Below are 17,394 nucleotides of genomic sequence, written 5' to 3' on the forward strand. Positions count from 1 at the left end.
ACCTTTTTCTCACCAAAAATGTCCAACGCGAGGATTGACAAGGCCCCCTCTCGCCGTACAATCTTATCATCATACCATAAGAAGAAAACTGGTTTTCTGGAGGAGAATGCAGGTGAGCAGCATCGAACTGGATTCGGTGTCCAAGCGGTTCGGCTCCGTCGAGGTCATCTCGGAGCTGTCGCTGACCATCCACTCCGGCGAGTTCATCGCCTTTCTCGGGCCGTCGGGCTGCGGCAAATCGACGCTTCTGCGCATGATCGCCGGGCTGGAATCGGTCGACGGCGGCGAAATCCGCATCGGCGGGGAAAGAGTGGATCACCTTCCCCCGGGGGCGCGCGGCGTCGCCATGGTGTTCCAGCACTACGCACTCTACCCGCACATGACCGTGTTCGATAACTTGGCATTTGGTCTCAGGAACATCGGCACGCCCGAGAACGAGATCGCCCGCCGCATCGAGGAAGCGGCCCGCATCCTGGAAATCGGCCATCTCCTCAAGCGCAAGCCGGGCCAGTTGTCCGGCGGCCAGCGCCAGCGCGTCGCCATCGGCCGCGCCCTCGTCAAGGATCCGAAGGCCTATCTCTTCGACGAACCGCTTTCCAACCTCGATGCCGCGCTGCGCGTCCGCACCCGCGTCGAGCTGGCCCGCCTGCACCAGCAGACGCGCGCCACCACCATCTTCGTCACCCACGATCAGGTCGAGGCGATGACGCTGGCGAGCCGCATCGTGGTGATGAACGCCCGCAAGGTCGAGCAGGTCGGCACGCCGATGGACATCTACGGTCGTCCGGCCACCGAGTTCGTCGCCCGCTTCGTCGGCTCGCCGGCCATGAACTTCCTGCCCGTGAGCATCAGCGAGCGCGGCGGCCTCGCATCCGCCGCGCTCGGCGACGGATCGATCGTCGACACCGACGTTCCCGTCAACACCCTCCCGGCTGGCGGCGCGCTGCGCGTCGGCATCCGCGCCGAGGCGATCCACGTCCGGCCGGACGGCGCGATTCCCGGCAAGGTGGAGGTGGTCGAGCGCCTCGGCGATCGCACCCATCTGCACATCCGCCTGACGGACGGCAACACGCTGGTCGCCGAGGACAAGGGCATCAGCCAGGTCCAGCCCGGCGATACCGTTCGCCTCGCGGTCGAAGGCGCCACCGCGCACCTCTTCGACGACGCGGGCCTTGCCTATCACGCACGCCAGTGACGGAGGCTGATATGACGGACGTCACGCTATCGCCTAGCAAGGCGGTCGCGGCGGTCAAGCGCCCGACGGGCGCCTCGATCGGCCCGCGCTGGAGCAACGCGCTGTTCGTGGCACCTTACATGGTGTTCTACGTCGTGCTGCTGGTCTATCCGCTGTTCAAGGGCATCTGGATGTCGATGCTCGAGTCCGACATGTTCGACGACACGTCGAAATTCGCCGGACTGGCCAACTATCATCGCCTGTTCAACGACAAGATCTTCATCGGCACCGTCTGGAACACCGTTCTGTTCGTGCTGATGACCGTTCCGGTGTTCGTGGCGATCGGTCTTCTCCTGGCGCTCGCCCTCAACCGGAGCGACCGCACCTCGGCGAGCCTGCGCGCCATCTTCTTCGGCACCTCGGTGCTGTCGGTCACCATCGTCACCATCATCTGGAAGATGATGTACATGCCCGGCAACGGCGCCATCGCCAGCATCATGAAGCTGTTCGGTCTGGAGCCGGTCGCCTTCATCACCACGGCGTCGCTGGCGCTACCGGCCATCGCCGTCACCACCATCTGGTGGATCATCGGCCTGCCGATGATGCTGTTCCTCGCCGCGTTGCAACAGATCCCCGGCGAACTCTACGAGGCCGCCGCCCTCGACAACGCCAGCCGTTGGCGCTCGTTCTGGTCGATCACCCTGCCCTCGATCCGGCGTACCATGCTGGTCGTGGTCATCTACGAGATCGTCGCCCAGTTCCAGCTGTTCGGTCAGGCCCAGTTGCTGACCCAGGGCGGTCCCAACAACGCATCGCGCCCGATCGTTCTGTTCATCTACGAGCAGGGCTTCCGCTCATGGAACCTCGGCTACGCCGCCGCCGCCTCGGAAATCCTGTTCCTGATCATGGCGGTCGCAGCGCTCGCCCAGTTCTTCGCATCTCGCAAGCGCGTGGAGGAATAAGCCATGGCTGCCAGTGAACACATCGTCGGCCGCGGCATCGGCAACAAGCTGATCCTTCTGTCCGTCGTCCTCGTCGCCGTCATCTGGATGCTTCCGATCGCCTGGACGCTTCTTCTGTCGTTCAAGCCGAACTCGGAACTGATGATCTCGACGGCGTCGGCCTTCCACCCGCCCTACACGCTCAAGAACTACTCCGACATCTTCCAGTCGTCGGGTGTGTTCCGCTGGCTGTGGAACAGCGCCGTGGTGTCGGTCGGCGTCACCGCCGGCATTCTGATCCTGTCCTCGCTCGCCGGCTACGGCTTCGCCCGGGCCGAGTTCAAGGGCCGCGACATCCTGTTCGTGCTGGTGCTGCTCGGCCTCGCCGTGCCGGAGCAGGCGGTGATCATCGCCCGTCACCAGATGTTCTCCGACCTGAAGATGCACAACACCTATCCGGCGATCATCCTGCCGGGCCTGTCGAGCGCCTTCGGCGTCTTCCTGATGACCCAGTACTTCAAGGCGATCCCCAAGGATATCGACGAAGCGGCGATGCTCGACAACGCCTCGCGCTTCAAGATCTTCTGGAAGGTGCTGCTGCCGCTGACCATCCCGGCCCAGGCGACGCTCGGCATCTTCTCCTTCCTCGGTGCCTGGAACGACTACCTCTGGCCGCTGATCTCGGCGACCAAGCCGGAGATGTTCACCATCACCGTCGGCATGGCCTCGACCCAGACCAACTTCGCCCAGTCGGAAGGCCTCGGCTTCCTGATGGCGCAAGCGATCTTCGCGGGCCTGCCGGTGTTCATCGTCTACCTGTTCTTCCAGAAATACATCGTCCGGGCCGTCGCCGGCGCGGCGATCAACTGACCCCCGGAGGAGGGGTTCAGCGACGCGGAATCCAGCGCATATCCGGCCGAGCGCGAGGGTTTTTCAAAGAGATCGGCCGTATTGGAGGAGGTCCAATGAGAAAGCTGACTACTGCCCTGCTGGCAGGTCTGGTCCTTACGGCCGGCGCCAGCGCCGCCCTGGCGGCCGACAAGACCGAAATCTCTGTCGCCCGCTTCTTCGGCGCCTGCGAAGCCGACTACGGTACCGTCACCGACGTGACCAAGGCCAACGGCGAGTGCGGCATCATCACCGCGCTGATCAACAAGTTCAACGCCGAGAGCAAGACCACCGTCGTCAAGCCGGAAATCGTCGAGTGGCCTGGCTACGACCAGCTGACCGCCCGCATCCGTTCGGGCGAGCCGCCGGTCATCTCGGTCATGCATGAAGCCGTCATCTCCGACTATTCGTCGCGCGGCCTGCTCGAGCCCCTCGACGAGGACTTCGCCAAGGCCGGCGTCGACGTCAACGACATGACCGACGCCGCCCGCCAGGGTGTCACCAAGGACGGCAAGATCTACGCCATGCCGTTCGACACCCACACCTGGCTGTGGCACATCAACATGAACCTCTTCAAGCAGGCCGGTCTCGTCGACGAGGCGGGCAAGCCGATCCTGCCGAAGAGCACCGACGAGCTGATGAAGCAGGCCGAGCAGTTCAAGGAAAAGACCGGCAAGCCTTACTTCGTCTGGACGCTCGCCAACGAGACGGCCTTCTACACCCGCACCTTCGACACGCTGCTCTACCAGCAGAATGCCGACTTCTTCGCCGACCCGAACAAGGTCAACTTCTCCTCGCCCGAGGCGAAGAACGGCCTGCAGCTCTTGACCGACCTCTATTCGAAGGGTCTGACCACCAAGAACCAGGACTACGCGGCCTCGGTCTCCAGCTTCGCGGCGGGTGATGCCGGCGTGTTCATCTGCGGTACCTGGCTGATCGACACCTACGACCAGGAAGCCAAGAAGGACGGCGCGCTGGCCAACGGCTATGCCGTGACCGCCTTCCCGCAGATCTACCCCGGCAGCCCGCGCGTTTGGGCCGACGGTCATAGCTGGGTGCTTCTGAAGCAGGATCTGTCCGAAGCGCAGCGCGCCTCGGCGATCGAGTTCATGAAGTTCCTCTGGGACAACAACTACGAGTGGTCGCGCACCGGTCACCTGCCGATCCGCAAGTCGATCATCGACGGCGACCAGTTCAAGGGTCTGCCGCATCGCGGCGACATCGCCTCGCTCGCCGTCAACGGCACCGCGCTGCCGTCCGCCGTCAAGCGTCAGTTCTCGATCCAGGACATCGAGGGCGAGGAAGTCGGTTCGGCCATCCGCGGCGACAAGTCCGTCGAGCAGGCCCTGACCGACGCCGAGACCCGCATCAACGAGCTGCTCGCCAACGCGAAGTAAGCCGACACCACCTGCCCGGCCGGATCACTCCGGCCGGGCAGACACCGCCTTGGTCGCCCGGCCGAACCTCCCACCGGTCGAACAGACGACACGCGCCGTCCGAACCCCGACCGGGAGATCGCGAACTCTCCCGCCTTCGGACCGCGCCATTCCGAGATCATCCAAACCCGAAAGCTGAAAGCCCATGACGTCCGCTCGTCTCATCGTCGACGCCGATTTTGCCATCTCCGATCTCGACCGCCGCGTGTTCGGCACCTTCGTCGAGCACATGGGTCGCTGCGTCTACACCGGCATCTTCGAGCCGGGCCACCCCACCGCCGACGAGAACGGCTTCCGTCAGGACGTTGCCGAACTCACCAAGGAACTCGGCGTCACCATCGTCCGCTATCCCGGCGGCAACTTCCTCTCCGGCTACAACTGGGAGGACGGCGTCGGCCCGAAGGAACAGCGCCCGACCCGCCTCGACCTCGCCTGGTTCTCCACCGAGACCAACGCCTTCGGCACCAACGAGTTCATCGACTGGGCCCGCCAGGTCGGCGTCGAGCCGATGTTCGGCGTCAACCTCGGCACGCGCGGCATCGACGATGCCCGCCGCTTCATCGAGTATTGCAACCATCCCGGCGGCACCGAGCTTTCCGAGCTGCGCAAGAGCCACGGCTACGAGAAGCCGCACGACATCAAGTTCTGGTGCCTCGGCAACGAGATGGACGGCCCCTGGCAGATCGGCGCCAAGACGGCGGCCGAATACGGCCGCGCCGCCCACGAGACGGCCAAGGTGATGCGCTGGGTCGACCCGTCGATCGAGCTGGCCGCCTGCGGCTCGTCGAACCGCGACATGGCCACCTACGCCCGCTGGGAATACGAGGTGCTCGACCACTGCTTCGACCACGTCGACTTCATCTCGCTGCACACCTACTTCATGAATCCCCACGACTCGACCGAGGAGTTCCTCGGCAACATCGAGCTGCTGGACTATTTCATCAAGGAAGTGGTGGCGATCGCCGACGCCGTGGCGGCCACCCGCCGCTCGCAGAAGCGCATCATGCTGTCGCTCGACGAGTGGAACGTCTGGTACAAGGCGCGCGGCCATGACGACCTGCGCAAGCCCGGCTGGCCGGAGCATCCGCCGCTGATCGAGGAAGTCTACAACACCGAAGACGCCCTGCTGATCGGTGGCGCGCTGATCACGCTGCTCAACAACTCCGACCGCGTGAAGTGCGCCTGCCTTGCCCAGCTGGTCAACATCATCGGCCCGATCATGACCGAGCAGGGGGGCCCGGCCTGGCGGCAGACGATCTTCCACCCGTTCGCGCTGACGGCAAAGTACGCCAAGGGCCGCGTGCTGCGCACGCTCGCCACCTCCGGCAGCTTCGCCGGCAAGACGGCCGAGGAGATGCCCTACCTGATCTCCGCCGTCACCGAGGACGAGAGCACCGGCGAAGTGGTTATCTTCGCGCTCAACCGCAACCTCGCCGAGCCGATGGACCTCAAGGTCGAGCTGCGCGGCTTCGGCGGCACGCGCGAAGTGGTCGAGGCGCTGCAGGTCTCTCACCCCAACATGAAGGCGGTGAACACCAAGGACGCTCCGAACACCGTGGCCCCGGCGCCGATCAAGTCGGTCAGCATCGACAAGGACACGCTGACCGCCAAGCTGGTGCCCGGCAGCTGGAACGTCATCGTCACCAAGCCGAAGGCCTGACCCAGCCATTGAGACGGGTGTGTGGCGGCCTCTTCCCGGGTCCGCCGCACCTTTCCGGCCCGGTCGTCCGCCCCGCATTCCTCCACCCGGCGGCCACCGAGCCACCCCGCATGAACGCCGCGACGCCCCCCGTCGCGGCGTTCGTTGCTTTCCGGGTCCGGAGCGCCGTCATACCGCTTCCGTCAGGTTTCGCCCTTCCGGGCGGAAGCTGACGGAAACGGAAGCGCCCGACCGGGCGCCGGCCGGTCAGGCCGAAACCCGTTTGAGCTGGATGAGTCCAGATCAAACGGAACGGGCATCAGTCGAGGAAATGGAAGACGACGTAGTGATCGATCGGCTCGATCACCACAGTGATATTCTTGGACTTCTCCTTGTCGCGGAAGCCGATGATCGTCTTGCCCAGCGTGGTCTTGGGCTCGCCGATCTGTTCCCACTTCCTGACGGCCTGAACCCAGGCCCTGAGGTCGCGCACCGTCGACACAGGAAGCGCGTTGTCATCCATTCCCAGCATCGAGCGCGCCCGGCTGTTGGCAAGCAGGATGACGGCATCTTCGAGGGTTTTCTCCTCGCCGATGGTCTTGGCGGCGGCAACCATGCCGATGGCCGACCTGTCGAAGGCGGCTTGCAGGATCTCAAGCTTGTCGTCGAGCGGCTCCGAATAGAGCAGCAGAAACTTGGAGGCCTGCTTCTCGTCCGAGACCAGCGGCAGCACGATGCGTTCCCAGCGGACGTGGCGAGCAGAGAAATCGGTGCGGAACTGCAGGTAGCGCGGCCGCATGTCGGCGGCAGCGGCATTGTAGTGATGGCGGAAGGACAGGCTCATGTTGCCGGGAATGGACGACAGGAGGGCGCCCCGGAACACCTTGCCGTACTCCAGGACCGAGCGCGGGCCTTGATGGACGTAGATGAAGTCGTCGTCCTGCTGCAGGAGCAGCATGGCGTCGTCGAGGTGGGCTTCTTCCTCGAAACCGTAAAGGTCTTTGAGCAGTGGCGGCGCACCGGCAGTCCGGCTCGCCTTGATCCAGTTCTCGAGCCGGCTGCGCAGGAACAGCGACCGGCAGATGCCGAACACCCCTGTTCCTTCCCAGACCTGGATTTCCGAGCCGCCCAGCCGCGTCAGATCCAGCCGGGCCGCATGCACGGCCGAGCTTTCCGGCGTCTGGCGGCGATAGAGTTCCGTGTTCCGCATTTCTAGCTCCTGAAATATAGATATCGTCGTGAACTTAAATTTTCATGAACCAGAGATTGCATAGACGCCATCAATAACCATCAGAAAATCGGCATGTCCACGGGCCGTTTTCAAAACAAAGGACGGCTGACGAGATACGAGCGCAAAGTAATCCGCAGGTCTTTCCTCAACCATCCCGCGCAAAACCCGTAGCGAGTAATCGGGCGGAGGGACGACGAAGCGCCGCTGTTCATCAGTCCTCACCGCATGACGATCGATGGGAGAAAGGCGCGCCTTTTTGACCTTCCCACACGGCGCAGCCTGTCCCCGGCTTATCTTCCGGGATTCGCTGGAACCGGCGGCGAAAACACCGCGAGGCGGCCAGGTATTTACCATTGAGAACAATTAAAGCGGCGGCGTCATCTGCGATGCCTAGTCAATTCATACAATAGACCTGCGATTTACATCATCAGGGATTCCATCTGAACAGATCTATCGATCACGTTGACTTGGCGATTTCTACCACCACCGGTTCTCATTTACTCGATGTTCTCAATTTTGACTTACAACAGGCGGCAATGGAAATCCTTCTCAGGACACAGACATGCAGACCATACGCGGCCGCCTGATCGCCATCGTCGGCGTTCTCTGTCTCAGCTTCATCCTGCTCGCCGTCTACTCGGTGGTTCAGTTCCGTTCCACCCTCTACACCGATACCGACCACCGCCTGCAGAACATGGTCGACAGCGCCTACAGCATCTTCGACGGTTATCAGGAGCGGGTCGCCAAGGGCGAGCTGTCCGAAGAGGACGCCAAGGCCCAGGCGCTCGCGGCCATCAAGTCGATGCGCTACGACGGCACCGGCTATTTCTGGGTCCACGATCTTCACCCAACCATGATCATGCACCCCACGGTGCCCAAGCTGAACGGCCAGGACCTCACCGACTACAGGGGCAACGACGGCATCGCCATCTTCGTCGGCATGAACGAGGCCATCAAGGCGGCGGGCGGCGAAGAAGCCGCCTACAGCTACCAGTGGTCCAAGCCCGGAGAGGACGCCGCCAAGCTGTTCCCGAAGCGCTCCTTCGTCAAGCTGTTCAAGCCCTGGGGCTATGTGATCGGCACCGGCCTCTACGTCGACGACCTCGACGCCAGAACCTTCCGCCTGACGGCCATTCTCGCCGGCATCTGCGTCGTCCTTCTGGTGGTGGCGGCCGTCCTCGCCATCCTCATCATGCGCTCCATCCTGTCGCCGCTGGCCAAAGCCGTCGGCGAGTTGCGCACCCTGGCGACCGGCAACACCGACGTTTACCTCGATCAATCCGGCGGACTGAAGGAAATCGCCGCCATGCGGCACGCCGTCGCCTATTTCCGCGACGCCATCATCGAACGCAAGAAGCTGAGCGACGAGCAGGAGCAGGAGAACCGCAAGCAACGCGACCGCCAGGAGCGCGTCGACACGCTGGTCGACACCTTCCGGGGCGAGATCACCGGATCCCTCGGCACGGTGGTCAGCACTGCCGGCGCCATGACCAACACGGCGAACGCCCTCAACGGCATCGCCGATGCGACGTCGAGCCAGGCCACCGGCGCGGCATCGGCCTCGGAGGAAGCGGCCGCCGCCGTCGACGCCGTCGCCTCGGCCACCGAGGAACTGTCGGCCTCGGTGCGCGAGATCTCCCGCCAGGTGTCGCAGACCAAGGACATCGTCCACAGCGCCACCGACGCCGCCACCTCCACCAGCCAAAAGATCGACGGGCTGGTCAGCTCGGTCGAGCGCATCGGTACGGTGGTTCAGCTGATCTCCGACATCGCCGGCCAGACCAACCTCCTGGCGCTCAACGCCGCCATCGAGGCGGCGCGGGCCGGCGAGGCCGGCAGAGGCTTCGCCGTGGTCGCTTCGGAAGTGAAATCGCTCGCCTCCCAGACCGCCCATGCGACGGACGAGATCTCCGAGCAGATCTCCAACGTCCAATCGTCGACCGCCGAGGCCGTCGAGGCGATCCGCCAGATCACGGAGATCATGACCGACATCGACCACAGCACCACGGTCATCGTCACGGCCGTGGAGCAGCAGGGCCTCGCCACCCAGGAAATCTCCCACAACATCACCGAAACGGCCAACGGCGCCAAGGACGTGGTGCGGGCGATGACCGAAGTGTCCGGCCGCGTCGGCGAAACCCTCCGCTGCGCCACCGACGTTCTCGACGCCTCGAAACTGGTCACCGACCGCTCGGGCGACCTGCGCAAGACGGTGGAGCGGTTCCTGAGGGATGTCGCGGCGGCGTGAGGGCTAAAGTCTCATAAATGAGGGGCTGTCATTCCTCGGGAGGCAGCCCGCTCTGTGCTCACGGTTGTCCAATCGCCTGCGGGCTCCGTGGAAATCGACCAAGCTTCGGCAATCAGCCGTAAGTGTAGCAGCACTACATTATTTCCATCCTGAGGCACCCATCAGCAGTTTTCACAGGCAACTTAAGCACCGTTTACCAAAAAAAGGAGACAGTCCTCTCGATTCAGCAACACGATCGTTTCGTTAATTATTGTGACGCCAAACACCATCTAAATTTTAAAGCGACCAGAGAAATATACTGGAGCTTTATAGCATGCTATCTCGCCTCGTATTGTACGGCCGTACCAATATGAAAGTCGGCGAGTCCGCCGGAGCGATCAAAAGCATTCTAGCGGCTGCAAGTGACTACAGCCCTGCCTCCGGACTGACCGGTGGCCTCGTCTTCAACGAAAAATACATGATGGAGGCTGTAGAGGGCGCTCGAGATCAGGTCTCGAAAAGGATACACTCGCTTTTTGAAGATAAACGGTTTGAAGAGATAACAGTTATTGCATTGAGCGCAATTGATAAACGTATTTTCGAAGGCTGGGCTGTCGGGTACGCAGGACGGACGATCGATGCCGAGCGGCTTTACCTAAAATACTGCCCAACGGTAGATATCAACCCGGCAAACATGTCCGCAGTTGGGGTTCTCGACTTCATCAGAGACTTCTGCGCTCTCGACACACTATACGTACAGCGCACTGGCCTTGCTGAACAGCGAATGTCTATTCCGCAGGCACCACAGCAACGGCCATCTTCTCCCAGGCAGGACTCCGGGATTGAGACCATCAAGATCGGGACCAATAGGCCGCTTTCTAACAAGCCAGCTGGGAACGCGTGAAGGCGCCACAAAGCGATATGCAAATAAGGTGTATCACCTTGGGCTCATCAACCAACGCGCCGTACAATGACATCGGCCACCCGTGACGGTCATCATGGCCGAACGGACTGCAATGAGCTGAGCTATTGTTTTTTTGGCACTCCCAACCGGAATCGAACCGGTGTTTTCGCCGTGAGAGGGCGACGTCCTGGACCGCTAGACGATGGGAGCGCGGTACGCTCTGAAAGCGTGGGGCGGATATAGCGAAGCCCCTTGGAGAGCGCAAGGGGGAATTTCATTTTCCGGCTCGGCTTTTACGGAGCCCTGGGGGCAGCCGCGCGCCATTGGCGGAAAGCCGCCCTCGCACCCGGGTGGGGCCATGTCGCCTGTCCGTCTCCTACCCCGCGGGGACCCCTCTCCGATCCCGCCGTCGCGACCCGTCCGTCCCTACGCTCTGGACATCGGCGTCCCGGGCGGTCATAACTGTCGCCGTTCCGAGGGGTGTCCTCCATCCGGGAGGGCTGAGATGATCCGCAAGGCGGATCGAACCCTTCGAACCTGATCCGGGTCATACCGGCGAAGGGACGGAACCTCATGGCCTAAGCCGCGTCGCACGCGGCACATCCAGCCATGTCTCCCCCAACGCCGCTGGCCTATTCGCCCGTCCGGGCGCGGTGTGCGATGGGGATGAAGATGCAGCCGAAGACGATGCTTGCCGCCGGTCGCGGCGTCGCCATCCAGGCGCTGGTGTCGTTCGGCGCCGTGCTGGTCTTGTGGCAGGTGGCGGCGACGGGCCTCGCCCTCCCCGCCTTCCTCCTGCCCTCGCCGGGCGACGTGGTCGCCGCCTATGGCGCCTATGGCTCGCGCCTTCTGACGGAAGCCGGCATCACGCTGATCGAAACCCTGCTCGGCCTTGCCGCCGGCATCGCCTTCGGCCTTCTGGCCGGGCTCGCCGTTTCCGCTTCACCGCTCGCCAACCGGCTGCTGTCGCCGCTCCTGGTCGTCAGCCAGGCGTTGCCGGTGTTCGCGCTGGCGCCACTCCTGGTGCTGTGGTTCGGCTTCGGCCTCGCCTCCAAGGTGGTGATGACGACGTTGGTGATCTTCTTCCCCGTCGCCTCGTCCTTCGCCGATGGCCTTCGCCGCACGCCGCCGCACTTCCTTGACCTCGCCCGCCTCAACGGCGCCGGCGCCTTCCGCACGCTGCGGCTGATCCGCGTGCCGGCCGCCCTGCCGGCGCTGGTCACCGGCATCCGCGTCGCCGCCGTCTACGCGCCGATCGGCGCGGTGATCGGCGAATGGGTTGGCGCCTCGCGCGGCCTCGGCCTGCTGATGGTGCAGGCCAATGCCCGCATGCAGACGCCGCTCCTGTTCGCCGCCCTCGGCGTGCTCGCCGCCGCCACGCTGCTTCTGAAGATCGCCGTCGACCGGCTGACGCTTCGCCTCATCCCCTGGATCGAAAAAGACTGACCTTCGAAAGGACCCGTCATGCGCCTTCTTCCCGCCCTCGCCGCCGCCCTGATGTTCGCCGCCACCCCGGCGTCGGCCGCCGAAAAGCTGTCGGTGATGCTCGAATGGTTCGTCAATCCCGATCATGCGCCGTTGGTGATCGCCAAGGAAAAGGGCATGTTCTCCGCCCACGGCCTCGATGTCGACCTCGTCGCGCCGGCCGACCCGTCGTCACCGCCGCGCCTCGTCGCCGCCGGTCAGGCCGACGTGGCGCTGCACTACCAACCGAGCCTCGACCTCGACGTCGATGCCGGCCTGCCGCTGGTGCGCTTCGGCACGCTGATCGAGACGCCGCTCAACACGCTGATCGTCCTGAAGGACGGCCCGGTGAAGTCGCTGGCCGATCTCAAGGGCCGCAAGATCGGCTATTCGGTGTCCGGCTTCGAGGATGCCATGCTCGGCCAGTTCCTGAAGACCGCCGGTCTCGGCGTCGGCGACGTCGAGCTGATCAATGTCAACTTCGCGCTGTCGGCATCGCTGCTCGCCGGCCAGGTCGACGCAGTGGTCGGCGGTTATCGCAACTTCGAGCTCAACCAGATGAAGATCGAAGGGCACGAGGGCCTCGCCTTCTATCCGGAAGAGAACGGCATGCCGGCTTACGACGAGCTGATCTACGTGACGCGCAAGGATCTCGTCGGCGACAAGCGGCTGCCGGAGTTCCTCGCCGCCGTCGAGGAGGCGACCATCTACCTCACCAACCACCCGGACGACGCCTGGGCGATGTTCATCAAGGCCTACCCCGACCTCGATGACGAGCTCAACCGCCGCGCCTGGGCCGACACGCTGCCGCGCTTTGCCAAGCGCCCCGCCGCGCTCGACGCCGGCCGCTATGCCCGCTTTTCGCAGTTCATGAAGGACGCCGGTCTGATCAAGACGGTGAAGCCGGTCGAGGACTACGCGGTGGAACTGCGCTGACCGTCTGCGCGCCGAAAACAGAACCGCCCGGAAGCAGTCTCGGCTTTCGGGCGCCTGTTCGACTGGACATGAGAGAAAGGCGCGGCTTCAGCCCTTGCAGACGGCGAGCTTGACCGGCTCCACGCAACCGCAATCTTCGCCGCGGCAGGCATCCTCATCGGCGCCGCCCGGTGGTTCGGAGGCGGTTTCGATGGCGAAGCGAATGCCGGCGATCACGTCGTCGATGCGCGGCTGGGCCACCGGCACCGTCTGGACGAAGCCGGCATAGAGGCGGCCGTCGGGCTTGATGAAGAACATGCCGGGCTCGACGAACCAGTTCGGCTCCTCGATGCCGTCATAGGACTTGCCCCGGCCCTCGCTGAGATAAAGGCCCCAGTCGCGCGCCTGATCGATGGTCAGGCCCCAGCAGACCGTCAGCTCGTCGAGGTGCCAGTCGCGCACCGTCCTCTCGGCACGCTCGCGGTCGTCGGCGGAGACGGCCAGCACGCGGACGCCGAGCTTGCGGAACTCGTCGTAGCGCGCCTCGTAGGCCTGGAGCTGCGTTTTGCAGAAACCGCAGTGCAGGCCACGATAGAACAGGACCAGCGTGAAATGCTGAGGCTTCTGGTCGCACAGCCGCCAGCACGGACCGCCGACGGTCTTCACCCTGAGCGGGGGAACCGGCTGGTTCGGAATGAGGCGGGCGGGCATGGACATCGGAACGCGGCACTCGCAGGGCTCGTCGCAAGACTATACGACAGGAATGGCGGAGATCGCCACTCTTCTTGACACCCCTAATCTGCTTATTGTGCGTTCACAGGTTAAGAAGTCCACCATCACGATTCGCGGAGGTAGCCGAAAGTCTCGTAGATAGAGGGGCTTCTCGTGCTCCTTAGACCCATTTTGAGGAACAAAGCGCCTCGGAATGGGCAATCGGGCCGCCTCGGCGGCCCGGCGCGCCGCTCCGATCAGCCGGCGAGGCCGGGAATTTCCAGGCCCAGCGCGCCGGCCACCAGCACGGCGTTGAGCGACAGCACCAGCACGGTGGCGGCGATCGCCAGGGCGTCGGTCAGCCGGCCATTGGCATAGGAGCCCATGATGTCGGCCCGGCGGGTGAGCAGCACCAGCGCGATCATCGGCACCGGCAGCGACAGCGACAGCACCACCTGGCTGATGACCAGCGCGTCGGTGGCATTGACGCCGGCGGCGACCACGGCGAAGGCCGGCACCATGGTGACGAGGCGGCGGACGAACACCGGGATCTCCATGCGGACGAAGCCCTGCATGATCATCTGGCCGGCCATGGTGCCCACCACCGACGAGGAGATGCCGGAGGCGATCAGCGACACCAGGAACACGCCAGCCGCGGCGGCGCCGAGCAGCGGGGTCAGGGTGTGATAGGCGGTCTCGATCTCGGCGACGTCGCTGTGGCCGGCGTGGAAGGCCGAGGCGGCCATCATGACCATGGCGATGTTGACGAGGCCGGCGACGGCCAGCGCCGCCACCACTTCGATGTTGGAGAACTTCAGAACCTTGCGGCGCTCGCCCTCGTTGCGCACCGGGACGCGGTGCTGGGTGAGGCCGGAGTGCAGATAGACGGCGTGCGGCATGACGGTGGCGCCGATGATGCCGACCGCAAGGGTCAGCGCGCCGGCATCCGGCAGAACCGGGGTGACGGCACCGGCGGCGGCGGCCGACCAGTCGATCGGGGCGATCAGCATCTCGATCAGGTAGCTGACGCCGATGACGCCGACGAGCCCGCCGATGATCAGCTCCATCGGCCGGAAACCGCCGCGATCGAACATCAGAAGCGCGTAGGTGACGAGCGCGGTGATCACCATGCCGGTAAAGAGCGAGGTGCCGAACAGCAGCGACAGGCCGATGGCACCGCCCAGGAACTCGGCGAGGTCGGTGGCCATGGCGGCGATCTCGGAGACGATCCACATGAAGATCACCACCGGGAAAGGAAACCGGTCGCGGCTCATTTCGGCGAGGTTGCGACCGGTGACGATGCCGAGCTTGGCCGACAGCGCCTGGAACAGCATGGCGACCATGTTGGCCATCACCACCACCCAGATCAGCGCGTAGCCGTAGCCGGCGCCGGCCCCGATGTTGGTGGCGTAGTTGCCGGGGTCCATGTAGGCGATGGAGGCGATCACCGCAGGACCCATGAAGGCCAGCATGGCCCGTGGTCCCTTCAGCCGTCCCGCCAGCGCTTCGGAGATCGCCAGCGACGTGCGGCTGGTCATTCCGGAGGGGGTAACGCTGACGGCGGACTGGGAGAGAGCGGACATGGGGGGCACCCGAAGTTTCCTATGCTTGGAAATATAGCATCGGCTACATTTCTGTCAAGCCAGATGCGACTGACTTGCAATAAAATCTGATGCCCCGCTTTCGGTTCCGCTGGGGATTTGCCCCTGATTGTCGATTGCAAATCGTAGCCGGGGCTGCATAGTGTGCCGCGACATTGAAGCGTCGCGGCGGCAAAGCTCGCGGACGGCTCAGGAAACAGGACCCGCGAAGGACAGGACATGTCGAGGGATGATCTTCCTCCCGGCCCCGAAACCGCCTCGGAGATGACCGACGCCGACCGCTTCACCAACGCTCGCGCCATCCGCTCGACGGCTCTGTTCGAGGACTACACCGAACTGATCGCCGACCTCATCGAGGAATTCGGCGAGGCTCGCATCACCGACATCGCCCGCCGGCTCGGCGTCACCCACCCCACCGCCAACAAGGCGGTGCTCCGCCTGAAGCGCGAGGGCCTGGTGATTTCCCGGCCCTATCGCGGCGTGTTCCTCACCGAAGCCGGCGCCGCCATGGCGCGCGAGGTCAAGGCCCGCCATCGCCTGGTGGTCCGACTGCTGATCGCCGTCGGCGTGCCGCCGGAAGCGGCCGAAATGGACGCCGAGGGCATCGAGCACTACGTCTCCGAGACGACCCTCAAGGCTTTCGAGGCCTACCTCGACGGCCGCGATTGAATTGGCATTGACAACCATTCCGCGAAGCTCTACTTCGGCGCCGGTTCCTGGCACCGGCCGCCCGCATGCCCTTGAGCATTGGTGAAGCCAGCTTTCTTGTCTCTATCGGTTTTTCGCACTCCGACGTGCGGCAACGCGGGCCCCTCATCTGTTTGCCGGAGTGAACCGGGGGCAAGTCATGTCCGAACAAGACCAAGCGCATAATCCCTATCTTCACGGGTCGCTGGCGCGCGTGTTCCTGCGCACAGCCGCACCCATCGTGCTGTTCATGGCCGTGAGCGGCCTCTACACCGTGGTCGACGCACTGCTGCTCGGCCGCCTCGCCGGACCGAAGGCGCTCACCGCCGTGACGCTGATGTTCCCGGTGATGATGCTGATCGTCGCCTTGCAGAGCATGGTGTCGTCCGGCATGGCGTCCATCATCGCCCGCGAGATCGGCGCCGGCGACATCCGCGCCGCCGAGGGCACGCTCAACGCCGCCAACCTTCTGGCCCTCGTCGTCTGCGGCGTGCTGATCCTGGCGCTGTTCTTCGTCGGCGGGCCGCTGACGCACGCCCTGTCGGAAGGCGACCCCGAGATCGCCCGCATGGGCTTCGAGTTCACCGCCATCATGGTGGTATTCTCGCCGTTCAGCTTCTTCCTGTCGATTCAGGGCGACGCATTGCGGTCGGAGGGCAAGGTCGGCACCATGGCCGCCGTCGCCATCGCCGTGACGCTGCTCAACATCGTCTTCAACTACATCCTGATCGGCCCGTTCGGCCTCGGCGTCGCCGGCTCGGCCGCCGGCACGGTGCTGGCTCAGGTGGTGGCGATCGCCGCCGTGCTGTTCCTGCGCCTCAGCGGGCGCACGCGGCTGCCGCTCTACGCCCACGGCACCGGCTCGTTTCTCGCCAACTGGAAGGAGATGCTGGCCCTCGGCGCGCCGCCGTCGCTCGGCCTCCTCGGCATCAGCCTGTCGAGCGGCATGATCATCGCCGACATCCAGCTCTGGCCGACCGCCGATCCGACGGCCACGGTCGCCGCCTACGGCGTGTTCACTCGCGTGTTGACCTTCGCCTTCCTGCCGCTGCTCGGCATCACGATGGCCTGCCAGTCGATCGCCGGCAACAACTTCGGCGCCGGCCAGCACGACCGGGTCAGGGCGACGCTGAAGATCGCCTTCTCCGTCGCGATCGTCTACGCCGCCGTCTTCGAGAGCATGTTCGTGTTTCTCGCCCGGCCGCTCGGCGCGCTGTTCGTCGATGACCCGCGGGTCATCGACGAGGTGGCGCGCATCATGCCGATCACCACCGCCACCTACGCATTCTCGGCGCCGTTGATGGTGCTCGGCGGCTACTATCAGGCGCTCGGCATGGCCGGCAGCGCGGCGATCCTCAACCTCGTCCGCACCTATGTCATCGGCCTGCCGCTGCTCGCGCTGCTACCGGTGGTGGCCGGCGAGTTCGGCATCTGGATCGCCTATCCGGTCGGCGACGTGGTGATGTGGGGCGTGGTGGCCGCCCTGCTGGTCTGGAACGCCCGCCGCCACCACCTCGCCTGGGGCATCTTCCACCGCGAGCCGGCGTGATCACGATACACGAAAAAGAAAGGGCCG

14 protein-coding genes, 1 tRNA gene and 1 riboswitch are annotated in these 17,394 nt (G+C 64.4%); of the genes, 11 read left to right on the plus strand and 4 right to left on the minus strand.

What is annotated here, in order from left to right:
- Positions 1-112 precede the first annotated feature (112 nt).
- The 5 genes from QQZ18_RS22785 to arfA all read left to right on the plus strand — a co-directional run bounded on the left by QQZ18_RS22785 (position 113) and on the right by arfA (position 6,099).
- The gene (locus QQZ18_RS22785) at positions 113-1,195 is read left to right on the plus strand and encodes an ABC transporter ATP-binding protein (protein ID WP_284543341.1); all 1,083 of its coding nucleotides are present in this window, start codon (positions 113-115) and stop codon (positions 1,193-1,195) included.
- 11 nt (positions 1,196-1,206) lie between these two features.
- Positions 1,207-2,136 (plus strand): carbohydrate ABC transporter permease, encoded by a 930-nt coding sequence (locus QQZ18_RS22790; protein ID WP_284543342.1) that lies wholly within the window; start codon positions 1,207-1,209, stop codon positions 2,134-2,136.
- A 3-nt stretch (positions 2,137-2,139) separates the two neighbouring features.
- On the plus strand, positions 2,140-2,985 hold the full coding sequence (locus tag QQZ18_RS22795) for a carbohydrate ABC transporter permease (protein WP_284543344.1): 846 nt from the start codon (positions 2,140-2,142) through the stop codon (positions 2,983-2,985).
- A 95-nt stretch (positions 2,986-3,080) separates the two neighbouring features.
- Complete coding sequence (locus QQZ18_RS22800; protein ID WP_284543346.1) at positions 3,081-4,400, plus strand: extracellular solute-binding protein; 1,320 nt, start codon at positions 3,081-3,083, stop codon at positions 4,398-4,400.
- A 184-nt stretch (positions 4,401-4,584) separates the two neighbouring features.
- A complete protein-coding gene (gene arfA / locus QQZ18_RS22805; RefSeq protein WP_284543348.1) occupies positions 4,585-6,099 on the plus strand; it encodes an arabinosylfuranosidase ArfA in 1,515 nt (504 codons plus the stop codon).
- Between the two features lie 298 nt (positions 6,100-6,397).
- On the opposite strand, the gene QQZ18_RS22810 is transcribed toward arfA, so the two are convergent.
- A complete protein-coding gene (locus QQZ18_RS22810; RefSeq protein WP_284543350.1) occupies positions 6,398-7,288 on the minus strand; it encodes a hypothetical protein in 891 nt (296 codons plus the stop codon).
- A 583-nt stretch (positions 7,289-7,871) separates the two neighbouring features.
- Between QQZ18_RS22810 and QQZ18_RS22815 the strand changes: the two genes are divergently transcribed.
- Together QQZ18_RS22815 and QQZ18_RS22820 are read left to right on the plus strand one after the other, a co-directional pair.
- Entirely contained in the window at positions 7,872-9,557 is a 1,686-nt protein-coding gene (locus QQZ18_RS22815) for a methyl-accepting chemotaxis protein (protein ID WP_284543352.1), read from the plus strand.
- Between the two features lie 313 nt (positions 9,558-9,870).
- Positions 9,871-10,440 (plus strand): BLUF domain-containing protein, encoded by a 570-nt coding sequence (locus QQZ18_RS22820; protein WP_284543354.1) that lies wholly within the window; start codon positions 9,871-9,873, stop codon positions 10,438-10,440.
- Positions 10,441-10,574: 134 nt separating this feature from the next.
- On the opposite strand, the gene QQZ18_RS22825 is transcribed toward QQZ18_RS22820, so the two are convergent.
- Positions 10,575-10,650: transfer RNA gene (locus tag QQZ18_RS22825), tRNA-Glu, on the minus strand.
- A gap of 256 nt (positions 10,651-10,906) precedes the next feature.
- A riboswitch (TPP riboswitch) is annotated at positions 10,907-11,021 on the plus strand.
- A gap of 91 nt (positions 11,022-11,112) precedes the next feature.
- On the opposite strand from QQZ18_RS22825, the gene QQZ18_RS22830 reads away from it, so the two are divergent.
- Positions 11,113-11,886: an ABC transporter permease gene (locus QQZ18_RS22830; protein WP_446728699.1), complete on the plus strand. Its 774-nt coding sequence runs from the start codon at positions 11,113-11,115 to the stop codon at positions 11,884-11,886.
- An 18-nt stretch (positions 11,887-11,904) separates the two neighbouring features.
- Positions 11,905-12,840 carry an ABC transporter substrate-binding protein gene (locus tag QQZ18_RS22835; protein WP_284543356.1) on the plus strand — a complete coding sequence of 312 codons (936 nt, stop codon included), beginning with the start codon at positions 11,905-11,907 and terminating at the stop codon, positions 12,838-12,840.
- A gap of 87 nt (positions 12,841-12,927) precedes the next feature.
- Here the strand turns inward: QQZ18_RS22835 and QQZ18_RS22840 are convergent, their stop codons facing one another.
- Together QQZ18_RS22840 and QQZ18_RS22845 are read right to left on the minus strand one after the other, a co-directional pair.
- Entirely contained in the window at positions 12,928-13,536 is a 609-nt protein-coding gene (locus QQZ18_RS22840; protein WP_284543357.1) for a peroxiredoxin-like family protein, read from the minus strand.
- 251 nt (positions 13,537-13,787) lie between these two features.
- Positions 13,788-15,113 carry an Nramp family divalent metal transporter gene (locus QQZ18_RS22845; protein WP_284543359.1) on the minus strand — a complete coding sequence of 442 codons (1,326 nt, stop codon included), beginning with the start codon at positions 15,111-15,113 and terminating at the stop codon, positions 13,788-13,790.
- A gap of 237 nt (positions 15,114-15,350) precedes the next feature.
- Here QQZ18_RS22845 and mntR point away from each other — a divergent pair, with 237 nt between their 5' ends.
- Both mntR and QQZ18_RS22855 read left to right on the plus strand, forming a co-directional pair.
- Positions 15,351-15,800 carry a manganese-binding transcriptional regulator MntR gene (mntR, locus tag QQZ18_RS22850; RefSeq protein ID WP_284543361.1) on the plus strand — a complete coding sequence of 150 codons (450 nt, stop codon included), beginning with the start codon at positions 15,351-15,353 and terminating at the stop codon, positions 15,798-15,800.
- A gap of 178 nt (positions 15,801-15,978) precedes the next feature.
- Positions 15,979-17,367: an MATE family efflux transporter gene (locus QQZ18_RS22855; RefSeq protein ID WP_284543364.1), complete on the plus strand. Its 1,389-nt coding sequence runs from the start codon at positions 15,979-15,981 to the stop codon at positions 17,365-17,367.
- The last annotated feature ends 27 nt before the right edge of the window (positions 17,368-17,394 follow it).

It is taken from the genome of Pleomorphomonas sp. T1.2MG-36, from assembly GCF_950100655.1.
GTDB lineage: Bacteria > Pseudomonadota > Alphaproteobacteria > Rhizobiales > Pleomorphomonadaceae > Pleomorphomonas.